This window comes from Arthrobacter sp. 05L417 (assembly GCF_056397865.1).
In genome coordinates, this window is record NZ_JBFTOG010000068.1 from 1 (window position 1) to 11,060 (window position 11,060).

The 11,060-nt window shown below is 62.7% G+C and carries 5 protein-coding genes and 7 pseudogenes; 7 read left to right on the forward strand and 5 right to left on the reverse strand.

The genetic code is table 11. The features are described from left to right. Positions 1–187: 187 nt before the first annotated feature. From AC1DJW_RS26110 to AC1DJW_RS26130, 5 pseudogenes are all read right to left on the reverse strand, one after another. Positions 188–346, reverse strand: a pseudogene (locus AC1DJW_RS26110) (enoyl-CoA hydratase/isomerase family protein); the annotation flags it as partial. A gap of 36 nt (positions 347–382) precedes the next feature. Further along, positions 383–1,616 (reverse strand): annotated as a pseudogene (paaE, locus tag AC1DJW_RS26115) (1,2-phenylacetyl-CoA epoxidase subunit PaaE). A 9-nt stretch (positions 1,617–1,625) separates the two neighbouring features. Continuing rightward, a pseudogene (locus AC1DJW_RS26120) lies at positions 1,626–2,053 on the reverse strand (iron-sulfur cluster assembly protein). Between the two features lie 11 nt (positions 2,054–2,064). Beyond that, a pseudogene (locus AC1DJW_RS26125) lies at positions 2,065–2,163 on the reverse strand (Phenylacetic acid catabolic protein); the annotation flags it as partial. A 19-nt stretch (positions 2,164–2,182) separates the two neighbouring features. Then, positions 2,183–2,380 (reverse strand): annotated as a pseudogene (locus tag AC1DJW_RS26130) (hypothetical protein); the annotation flags it as partial. 281 nt (positions 2,381–2,661) lie between these two features. On the opposite strand from AC1DJW_RS26130, the gene AC1DJW_RS26135 reads away from it, so the two are divergent. The 7 genes and pseudogenes from AC1DJW_RS26135 to aceA all read left to right on the forward strand — a co-directional run. Then, positions 2,662–3,915, forward strand: a complete 1,254-nt coding sequence (locus AC1DJW_RS26135; protein ID WP_476902910.1) for a thiolase family protein — start codon at positions 2,662–2,664, stop codon at positions 3,913–3,915. A 203-nt stretch (positions 3,916–4,118) separates the two neighbouring features. Continuing rightward, a pseudogene (locus tag AC1DJW_RS26140) lies at positions 4,119–4,294 on the forward strand (helix-turn-helix domain-containing protein); the annotation flags it as partial. 8 nt (positions 4,295–4,302) lie between these two features. Beyond that, positions 4,303–5,064, forward strand: a pseudogene (locus AC1DJW_RS26145) (3-hydroxyacyl-CoA dehydrogenase family protein). Positions 5,065–5,755: 691 nt separating this feature from the next. Then, positions 5,756–6,961 carry a pyruvate dehydrogenase (acetyl-transferring) E1 component subunit alpha gene (gene pdhA / locus AC1DJW_RS26150; RefSeq protein ID WP_476902911.1) on the forward strand — a complete coding sequence of 402 codons (1,206 nt, stop codon included), beginning with the start codon at positions 5,756–5,758 and terminating at the stop codon, positions 6,959–6,961. Beyond that, entirely contained in the window at positions 6,958–8,061 is a 1,104-nt protein-coding gene (locus AC1DJW_RS26155; protein ID WP_476902912.1) for an alpha-ketoacid dehydrogenase subunit beta, read from the forward strand. Before pdhA ends, AC1DJW_RS26155 begins: the two co-directional genes overlap by 4 nt. 2 nt (positions 8,062–8,063) lie before the next feature. Next, positions 8,064–9,455, forward strand: coding sequence for a dihydrolipoamide acetyltransferase family protein (locus tag AC1DJW_RS26160; RefSeq protein ID WP_476902913.1), 1,392 nt, complete (start codon positions 8,064–8,066; stop codon positions 9,453–9,455). Between the two features lie 286 nt (positions 9,456–9,741). After that, the coding region (aceA, locus tag AC1DJW_RS26165) for an isocitrate lyase (protein ID WP_476902914.1) at positions 9,742–11,060 on the forward strand (1,319 nt) is incomplete at its 3' end.

Sequence of the window (11,060 nt, forward strand, 5' to 3'; positions counted from 1 at the left end):
ATCGCCGATTTCCTCCAGACCTTCGGCCCACTCTTCTACGTCCGCCACACAAATATCATCACTCACCACCAACGATTAACAGGCCCCAAGCGGAAAGTCCGATTAAACCGCCGACGCAGCCAAGACTAAACGCGACTGTAGTACTAGGGCGACTTCTCTGAAATTGTCGCGAGTGTCAGCAAACCCGTCGCAGCATCAGCGCCCGCACCTCACCGCGCGAGGCGGCGGCAGCGGCGTCGTACGCCTGGGATTGATCCGTGAGTGCCTGCTCGTCCAGCGAGTTCAGCTTGTGCGGCGCGTCCAGGACGACTTCGGCGTTGCCCTTGCTGATGGAAAGGGAAATCATGGAACTCTTATGTTCAGACGGGCAAAGGGGGAAGGCTTAGACGTCGAAGTCGACCGTGACTTCCTTGCTGGTGGGGTGGCTTTGGCAGGTGAGCACGTAGCCCCTGTCCAGCTCATCCTGCTCCAGCGCGTAGTTCTCGTCCATGGTCACGCTGCCGGTGACCACCTTGGCCCGGCAGGTGCCGCACACTCCCCCGGCGCACGCGAACGGCACGTCCGGGCGCACCCGCAGCGCGGCGTTGAGGATGGACTCGCGGGCGTGCGTGGGGCTGGCCACCTCGCCCTGCAGGCCGTCCAGCTTGAACGTGATCTTGTAGGTCTCCTGGCTCTCGTCCACGATGACGGGACGGCCGGCCTGCCCCTCCGGGTGGTCCGGCTTGCCGGAGAACAGCTCGAACCGGACGTTCTCCGGCTTCACCCCGCGCTCGGCCAGGGTGTCCCGGCACAGTTGCACCAGCTCGAACCGCCCGCACAGGAACCACTCGTCCACGTCGTCCGCGTGCAGGGCGGTGCCCAGCAGCTGCTGCAGCTTCTCCGCATCGATCCGGCCGGACAGCAGCGGCGCGATCCGCTGCTCCCGGGACAGGACGTGGTGGATGGCCAGCCGCTGCGGGTACTTGTCCTTCAGGTCCGCCAGCTCCTCCAGGAACATCACGTCCATGGCGGCCTTGTTGGCGTAGATCAGGTCGAACCGGGTGTCCGGGTTGGCGGCCAGCAGCGTCCTAGCGATCGAAATCACCGGGGTGATGCCCGAGCCCGCGGCGATGGCCACAAAGCTGGCTTCCCCGTAGGACGTCCCCGGCCAGCTCCTGGGGGTGGTTCATGGAGTTCATGCGGTTCTGCTCCACGGCCTTGCCGTCCCTGCCGTGCTTGGAGACGAACGCGCCCATGGGGCTCATCACCTCCAGGGTGTCCCCGGCCTTCAGCTACGCGTTGGCCCATGTGGAGAACAGCCCGCCCAGGTCCTTCTTGATGGCCACCCGGATCTCGCTGGTGCCGTCCGCGAAGCTGCGCGGCTCGGCGCAGATGGAGTAGCTGCGCCGGATTTCCTTCGGCTCGCCGGTCTCATCCGGCAGCGTGGTGCGCAGGGCCACGTACTGGCCGGGCAGGTAGTCGAACTTGCCGGCAAGCTCCGGCGGGACGGCGAACGTCACCTCGATGGCGTCCTCGGTGAGCCGGCGCACCTCCTGCACGGTGAGGGTATGGAAAGACGGACGACGGCGGCCGGTCACCTCAGCCTCTTCGGCGGCGGTCTGGTGGACAACAGGCATGGGGGTTCCTTACAGGACTTTGAAGTAGTCGAACGGTTCCTTGCAGTCCTGGCATGCCACACCCGACGGCGGCGTGATGCCGTACTCCCACAGCTTCGCCTTGCCGCCCTCCGTCATCCAGTCAGTAGTCCACGCGGGGGCCAGGACCAGGTCCACATGGACGCTGGGGTAGCCAGCCTTGGTGAAGGCCGCTGGGGGTCATCGCGGATGGCGTCCATGGCCGGGCAGCCCGAGTACGTGGGCGTGATGGTGACCTGGACCGGCGGGACCAGCCCGCCGTCGGCTGCGTTGTGTTCCTCCGTCACCCTCAAGTCTCTGAGGATGCCCAAATCCGCGATGGTGAGTACCGGGATCTCCGCATCCACCACGGTGGCCGCGATGTCCCACGCCTTCCGCACGGCGCCCCTGGACCTGGTCCCGGCGCCGGCGACGTACATCTCCATTACTGTCACCAGCTCGCCCCGGGATACTGGCGGGCCAGCACCTGCATCTCGGCGAGGATGTAGCCGTGGTGCTCGGAGTGGTTGCCGCGCCGCCCGCCGCCGGGGGGCTGCCGGAACATCCAGACCGCACTCCACGACGGCGGCAAGGTCCAGGCCTTCCGTGCTCACCTTGGCCAGGACCTCCCCCGTGCTCGCATCCCGGACAGGGACGGCGGATCCCAGCGCGCCGGCGTCGGGCGTCTACCGGGCATCCATGACGAAGCTGGGCACTGTCTCCACGGTGTCGACCGTGGCCTGGGGAGCTGTGGCTGTGGTGGTCATCGTTGACGGTCCTTCCAGGAAAAAGGAAAAAGGGAAAGAGAAAAGATTTACTGACCGTTCGTTCGGTAAATAAAAGGGTACACGATTGCCCCGCCCCGGTCGCGACATTTCTCGGCGTCCATAGGAAACCGCGCAGACAGGCCTGCCCAATTGATTGACCGGCGCTGAGGCTGGGTGCTATCTTAAATTTCCTGACTGAACGATCGGTATAAAATCCGACTCCACCGGTCACGCTTTCCCACTCGTCTCGAGCCAACTCCCTATACCTTCGGAGGAATGTCATGGTTCCATCTGCCCCTCTCACCCGCTCCAGGTTCGTTGCGGAGTCCCAGGCTTTCCTTGTTGGCGGCGTGCGAACACCGGTTGGCAAATACGGCGGCGCACTTTCGTCCGTACGGCCCGACGACCTGGCTGCTCTGGTGGTGCGCGAGGCAGTCACCCGTGCCGGTCTTGACCCGGACGGCATTGACGAGGTCATCCTTGGCAACGCAAACGGTGCCGGCGAGGAGAACCGCAACGTTGCCCGGATGGCCACCCTGCTGGCCGGCTTGCCCCTTCATATTCCTGGCATCACGGTCAACAGGCTGTGCGGTTCCGGCTTGAGCGCGATCATTCAGGCCAGCCACATGATCAAGGCGGGCGCCGCGGATGTCGTCATCGCGGGCGGCGTCGAGTCTATGAGCCGGGCGCCCTGGGCCCAGGAAAAACCCAGCAGCGCCTTCGCCAAACCGGGACAAATTTTCGATACTTCCCTTGGCTGGCGTTTTCCCAATCCGCTTTTCCAGCAGGGTTCGCTGTCCCGCGGCGGCAAGATGACCTACTCAATGCCGGAAACCGCGGAGGAGGTGGCCCGGGTGGACGGAATCAGCCGCGAGCAAGCGGACGCCTTCGCCGTCCGCTCGCATGAACTGGCCCTTGCCGCCATCGAAGCGGGGCGGTTTAGGGACGAGATCGTCCCTGTGACGGTCAAAACGCGTAAGTCTGAAACAGTGGTTGATACGGACGAAGGCCCTCGAGCCGGTACAACCATGGACGTCCTCGCGAACCTGAAGCCAGTAGCTCATGGTGGCACCGTGGTCACGGCGGGTAACGCCTCGTCCTTGAACGACGGTGCATCCGCCATCATCGTGGCCTCGGAGGCGGCCATCGAGCGGCTGGGCCTGAGGCCGCGGGCGAGGATCATCGACGGCGCCTCAGCCGGGTGCGAACCTGAAATTATGGGCATCGGCCCTGTCCCCGCTACACAGAAGATCCTCAAGCGGTCCGGCCTTAGCGTGGGAGACCTATCTGCGGTGGAGCTTAATGAAGCGTACGCCACCCAGTCGCTCGCGTGCATCCGGCGCCTGGGTCTGGAGCCCGACATCGTGAACCTTGATGGCGGTGCTATCGCGCTCGGGCATCCGCTGGGTTCCAGCGGGGCACGAATTGCCATCACGCTGCTCGGACGGATGGAGCGGGAGGACGCGAAAATCGGCCTCGCCACCATGTGCATAGGTGTCGGGCAGGGAACCGCCATGCTGCTGGAGAAGGTCTGATTCGCGGAGCCGGTGACAACTTGACCTGAAAGTGGATCCAATGAACGATCAACAACATTCTCCCGCCTGCCCTCGAAGGTCGGCGTCCTAGGTGTACTGAGCCATTAGGTTGGTGACACGGGGTGGGAATTGACGCAACAAAGAGGACCTCCGGGTGTTGTGTGGAGCTTGTCGAGAGCAACACACAACACCCGGAGGTCCTCGTGTCCCACTCTGACGCGATCCTTGCCCTGCCGGGCGCTTGAAGCTCACCCAATGCGTGGTAAATCATCATTGGCCGTTGCGCCGCGCGGCTGAACGGTTCAACGTCTCAGTGCCTACCGCAAGCCGCTGGGCTAAGCGTTACATCGAGCACGGAGCTACCGGCATGCAAGACCGGCCCCAGACGTGCTGGTGGTTGAGCGCGACGACGTGTCCGCCGAGGCCGCCCGGGAAAGGGTGGAGGCCGCGGTGCTGAAAAGCATCGAGTTGGACGTTATTGACGGCAGCTTCGAAGAGTTGATCACTCGACTGGTGTGGGCACCGACCACGATTCCTTCGCGGACCGGCAGTTGGTGGTGGAAGCCGTGCCGGAGGACTGGGACCTGAAGGTCACCGCCCTGCGCGGCATCGAGGCGCGATTGTCCTTCGATTCGTACTTGGCATCCAACACGTCTTCCCCCTCGGTAGACGGGCTGGCGAAAGAGCTGGACCGCCCTGTTAACTTCCTAGGCCTGCACTTCTTCAACCCATTCCGGCATCCACCCTCATCGAAGTGGTGCTGGGTGAACGCACCTCCCACGCTCTTGCCGCGGCGGCCAAAGAATGGGTTGTCGCGCTGGGGAAAACGGCCATCGTCGTCAATGATGCTCCTGGTTTTCATCGTCCAGGCTTGGCGTTGCCATCGCCTTGGAGGCAATGCGTATGGCGGAGGAAGGTGTGGCTTCACCGGAAGACATTGATGCCGCCATGGTGTTGGGTTACAAGCACCCCACCGGACCACTCAAGACCGCGGACATCGTGGGGTTGGACGTACGGCTCGGAATCGCTGAATACCACCATGCGACACTGGGTGAGCGGTTTACTCTGCCGCAGATCCTAAAGGACAAGGTGGCCCGGGGCGAACTGGGACGCAAAACGGGCAAGGGCTTCTTTGACTGGAGTGTTTAGGACTCACGCCCAGCCCTTGCAGAGGGTTAGCAGCCGGAGCGTTAGTTGTGCTGGGACGCCACAGCGCTACGCTCATCTTTGCGGCTAATCGGGCCGGCGAGTTCGCCCGGCTCCCATGAGCCGCGGCTCAACCTTGTCAGTGGCGGGCTGCGCGTTCCCGGCCTCGTTCACGCGGACGGTCCCTGACGGAGGCTCTTCCATCGGATGACCCCGTGCCTTTCGTGGTGACCGGGGTCCACCAAGTGGCACGTAGGGGCTATGGAAGGCAGCAACAGATAGGCGAACAGGACATATCGAAGGCACACAGGCCTCGACGCCAGGCGCCGGGTCCTGGGCGGGATGGGAATCACCACACACTGCCGACGCCTGCTGCAGAACTACTGGCGGGCCTGGAACCCAGCGACAACCAGTCGGCGATGTTCTTGCCGTGCCTGGCGGTTTCCCGGCTTCGGGAAGTCGGCATTGGCGGGCGGGTTTCATTGTGCGTGCTGCTTTTCGAACCATTACGCCTGACTGACATGGTCTGCAGCAATCCGTCTACGCTCCCCGGCGTAATGTCAGTCACAAAAGACAGATGTCGCCAAGAATCGGGAGTTTCGAGGAAAAAGTCCGGAATCATCCACGTTCGTAGATACGAAACGGGATGAATTGCATAATTGTGCCAAATAGTGCTCTACCCAAGGACTGACCAATGACGCTCTCCACCGATCAAGCCCCGCCGGCGCAGCCGGTCAACAACCGGGCGGCCGAGGCCATCCAGAAGTTCGGCATTTCAGCTGAGGACTACATGCTTCCCGCGCGCCATCAGATTCAGATGGTGGATCCCGACGGCCACCTCAAAGACATCCGCGAGCAGGGCACCGAACCGGGCCACGAGTATCCCCTGCCCAGCGATGAGGAACTGCTGGCCGCGTACGAGCAGCTCGTCGTCGGTCGGCGGGTCAACGACCAGAACTCGGCACTCGTCCGGCAGGGGCGCATGGCTGTTTATCCATCCAGCCATGGCCAGGAAGCCTGCCAGGTCGCCGCGGCTCTCTGTCTGCGTGAAACGGACTGGATGTTCCCCACCTACCGCGACTCCGTAGCAGTAATGGCCCGTGGTGTTGACCCTGTTCAAACCATGACGATATTCCGCGGTGACTGGCATGGCGGATACGATCCCGCGAAATACCGGATGGGCATCCAGTGCACTCCCCTGACGACCCAGTTGCTGCACGCGGTGGGGGTCGCTCACGCCGCGAAGCTCCGCGGAGAGGACACCGTCGCATTGGCCTTGTGCGGTGATGGGGCGACCAGTGAAGGGGACTTCCATGAGGCGTTGAATTTCGCTGCAGTCTTCCACCTCCCGGTTGTCTTCTTTGTCCAAAACAATAAGTACGCAATCTCGGTGCCCCTGGCGCAGCAGTCGGTTGCACCGTCGCTCGCCCACAAGGCCGTCGGCTATGGAATGCCTGGTGAATGCGTCGACGGAAACGACCTGGTGGCGCTCCTCGCCGTTCTTTCACGTGCGGTGAAATTGGCGCGCGACGGCTCCGGTCCGCTCCTGGTCGAGGCCAACACCTACCGCATACAGGCCCACACCAATGCCGACGATGCCACCCGCTACCGCCAGGACAGCGAGGTATCCGAGTGGCTTGCAAAGGACCCTGTCGCTCGAATGAAGACCTATCTCACCGATAGAGGTCTTCTTGATCAGAAGACCGAAGCCCGGCTCAGTGAGAAAGCTGAAGCCGTGGCATCGCAGCTTCGAGACGGCCTCGGCCAGGAGGTGCCCGTGGACCCGCAGGATTTGTTCCGTCATGTCTTCACGTCGCCGACACAGCAACTGAAAGAACAATCCGCCATGCTCGCCGACGAACTCGCCCGCGAAGCATCATCCCAGGAGGCCGCAAAGTGAGCCCGACTATCACCACATCCTCCGAGGCCAACGGCAAAGTCAGCGCTGCGACTGCCCGTGCCTTCGCGGCCACCGCAGTGGCCGCCGGTCCCCAACCCCTAACAATGGCCAAGGCACTGAATACCGCCCTGGCTGACGCAATGAACGCTGACCCCTCGGTCCTAGTGTTCGGAGAAGACGTGGGCATGCTCGGGGGTGTCTTCCGTATCACCGATGGGCTCACTAAATTCTTCGGTGATCAGCGCTGCTTTGACACCCCGCTGGCCGAGGCCGGAATCGTAGGGATGGCTGTGGGCATGGCCATGAACGGAATGCGCCCCGTTATTGAGATGCAGTTCGACGCCTTCGCATACCCAGCCTTTGAACAGATCGTCAGCCATGTCGCGAAAATGCACAACCGTACAAAAGGCGCCATCAAACTGCCCATAGTCATCCGCGTCCCGTACGCCGGAGGCATCGGCGGAGTGGAACACCACTGCGACTCGTCCGAGTCCTATTACGCCCACACGGCCGGTCTCAAAGTGTTCACCCCTGCCACGGTGGCCGACTCCTATCGGATGCTTCGCGAGGCCATCGATTCAGACGACCCGATAATGTTTATGGAACCCAAGAAGCTCTACTGGTCTAAAGACTCCGTCGACCTGCAGGCTCTGCGCTCCCAACATTCCACAAACGCGAAGTCCGGGACGTCCTCTGAAGGTCAAGCGGCAGTCGCTCGCACCGGTACCGACGCAACCCTGATTGCATACGGTCCATCGGTGCCGACGGCACTTGCCGCGGCGGCAGCAGCAGCCGAGGAAGGCCGGTCCCTGGAGGTCATCGACGTCCGAACCGTCGTGCCGTTCGACGACGAAACAGTGGCCGCGTCCGTTCGGAAAACGGGACGGGCTATCGTTGTCGCGGAAGCGCACGGGTTCGCATCAGTCTCATCCGAAATTGTCGCGCGGGTTCAGGAGCGCTGTTTTCATCACTTGGCAGCACCCATCCGCCGCGTGGCCGGATTCGACGTCCCCTATCCGGCACCCAAACTCGAGCACTACTACCTGCCCGGCGTGGATCGCATTCTCGACGCCGTTGACGACCTCCAGTGGGAAGCCTAGAAATGAGCGAAAACAAAGTATTCCTTCTTCCCGATCTCGGCGAAGGTCTCGCCGAAGCAGAACTTGTCAACTGGCTCGTAAGAGTCGGTGACGAAGTTCGGGTCGATCAACCCATTGCCGAGGTTGAAACAGCGAAGTCGATGGTCGAAGTCCCTTCGCCTTTTGCTGGCAAAGTCGCGGTGCTTCACGGAGAACCGGGAGAGACACTCGATGTCGGCAAGCCTCTGATTTCCGTTACGGCTCCGGGGGCCGCTGCTTCCAGCGTGCAGGATACTGCACCGGCAGCCGAGGCTGCCGCAACCGCCTACCGCGAGGAGGAAAAGGCCGGATCGGGAAATGTTCTCATCGGCTACGGCACCCCAGGGGGTCACGGCCAAAACAAGCGAACACGCCGGCGTAAGTCCTCGTCGAACAGTAAAGCCAGGCCAGCACCTTCGACACCCTTTCCGGCAAAGACCGTCAGCGTCATGTCACCACTCGTGCGCAGGCTCGCCAAGAACAACGGGATCGACATCAGCGCCCTGCACGGATCGGGAGCTGATGGGCTGGTCACCCGTCGGGACGTTGATGCTGCCATCAGTGCAAGGGCATCTAAACCAGCTACCGCTGACATCCCCCAAGCCGCCGGTGGCATTACCCGCTCGAGTGATGGGTGGGAGAAGCTAGATGCCCGTACAGGGCTGGCCGTTTTGTCACGGACCCCAGTGAAGGGCGTTCGAAAGGCTGTCGCTGCAAACATGACCCGCAGCCGGACTGAAATCCCCGAGGCCACTGTTTGGGTTGACGCCGATGCCACCGAGCTGGTGGAATTGCGGGCCCGCCTGAAACAGCGCAATCTCGAAAACACTCCCGGTCTACTAGCATTCATCGCACGGTTTGTCATTGCCGGGCTCAAGAAGTACCCCGAACTCAACACCCGCTACCAAGACGCCGACGACCTTGGCGAGTTGAAGGAAATTCTTGCCTTTGACGGCATCAACCTGGGTTTCGCAGCCCAGACAGATCGCGGGCTGGTTGTTCCTGCCGTTCGCGACGCCGATAAAAAGAGCGCGCGAGAGCTCGACGCGGAAATTCGCCGGCTGAGCACCATTGCGCGTGCCGGCAAAGCAACGCCGGCCGAGCTCAGCGGCGGTACCTTCACCCTGAATAACTACGGCGTCTTTGGCGTTGACGGCTCGGCAGCCATCATCAATTACCCGGAATCAGCCATACTCGGCGTTGGACGCATCATCGACAGGGCGTGGGTCGTGGACGGTGCTCTGGCTGTCCGCAAGGTCGTCGAGCTGACACTTGTCTTTGACCACCGTGTCTGCGACGGCGGCACTGCCGGTGGGTTCCTCCGTCATGTCGCCGACTCGATCGAAAACCCGGCTTCGGTCTTGGCCAATTTGTAGAACAAGACATTCGTGCGGTTGCCGTTCGCAACCTCATGGAGGACGCCGCCGCCGAGATCTCACGTTCCCAGCCCAAGCAATGCATTTTCACTCGAGCCATGACTGACCGAGGCGAAGTCATAACACACGGCCGTGGCCCAGCCCCGGGACTATCCCTCTCGCACCGGCGACAGTTTTGCGGATCCGCGCCAGTATCAACAACGAACTGGCACGGGCTCCAACCTAGATAGCAGCCCCACTGCACCGAAGCAGGAGGAGGCACGTATGCCCACCAAGGAGATCAATGATGACTGCAGCATTTGAGCCCACCCAGCACACGCCCGAAGAGCAGGCTGCCGCCCTGGAGTTCGAGTGGGGCGCCAATCCCCGCTGGGAAGGTGTGACCCGGGACTACAAGGCAACGAACGTCGTCAAGCTCCGCGGCCGGGTCTCCGAAGAGCACACCCTGGCCCGCCGCGGATCGGAGAAACTGTGGAAGCAGCTCACGGAAGAGCACAAGGAAGGCGAGTACACCAACGCCCTTGGCGCGCTCACCGGCAACCAGGCCGTGCAGCAGGTCAAGGCCGGGCTGCGGGCCATCTATCTTTCGGGCTGGCAGGTCGCGGCCGACGCCAACAACTCCGGCCACACCTACCCGGACCAGTCGCTGTACCCGGCCAACTCGGTCCCCACGGTGGTCCGCCGCATCAACAACGCCCTGCTCCGGGCCGATCAGATCGAATTCTCCGAGGGTATCCAGACGGTCGAGGACTGGCTGGTTCCGATCGTTGCCGACGCCGAGGCCGGTTTCGGCGGCCCGCTGAATGCCTACGAACTCATGAAGTCCATGATCCAGGCCGGCGCCGCGGGCGTGCATTGGGAAGACCAGCTCGCGTCCGAGAAGAAGTGCGGCCACCTCGGCGGCAAGGTGCTCATTCCCACCCAGCAGCACGTCCGGACCCTGAATGCCGCACGCCTGGCAGCCGACGTCGCGGGCACACCGTCGGTGATCATCGCCCGCACCGACGCCGAGGCAGCCACCCTGATTACCTCCGATGTCGACGAGCGCGACCAGGAATTCATCCTCCGCGAAGGGGGACAGCCGGTTCGTACCGCGGAGGGCTTCTACAAGGTCCGCAACGGCATCGAACCCTGCATCGCCCGTGCCAAAGCCTACGCCCCGTACTCCGACCTGATCTGGATGGAAACGGGCACCCCGGACCTTGAACTGGCCCGCAAATTCGCCGAGTCCGTCAAGGCCGAGTTCCCGGACCAGATGCTCTCCTACAACTGCTCGCCGTCGTTCAACTGGCGCAAGCACCTGGACGACGCCACCATCGCCAAGTTCCAACGCGAACTCGGTGCGATGGGCTTCACCTTCCAGTTCATCACCCTGGCCGGCTTCCACGCCCTGAACTACTCGATGTTCGACCTCGCCCACGGCTACGCCCGTGAAGGGATGAGCGCCTACGTCGAGCTCCAGGAAAAGGAATTCGCCTCCGAGTCCCGCGGCTACACCGCAACCAAGCACCAGCGCGAAGTCGGCACCGGCTACTTCGACGACATCGCAACTGCGCTCAACCCGAACGCATCCACCCTGGCCCTGGTGGGATCCACCGAAGAAGG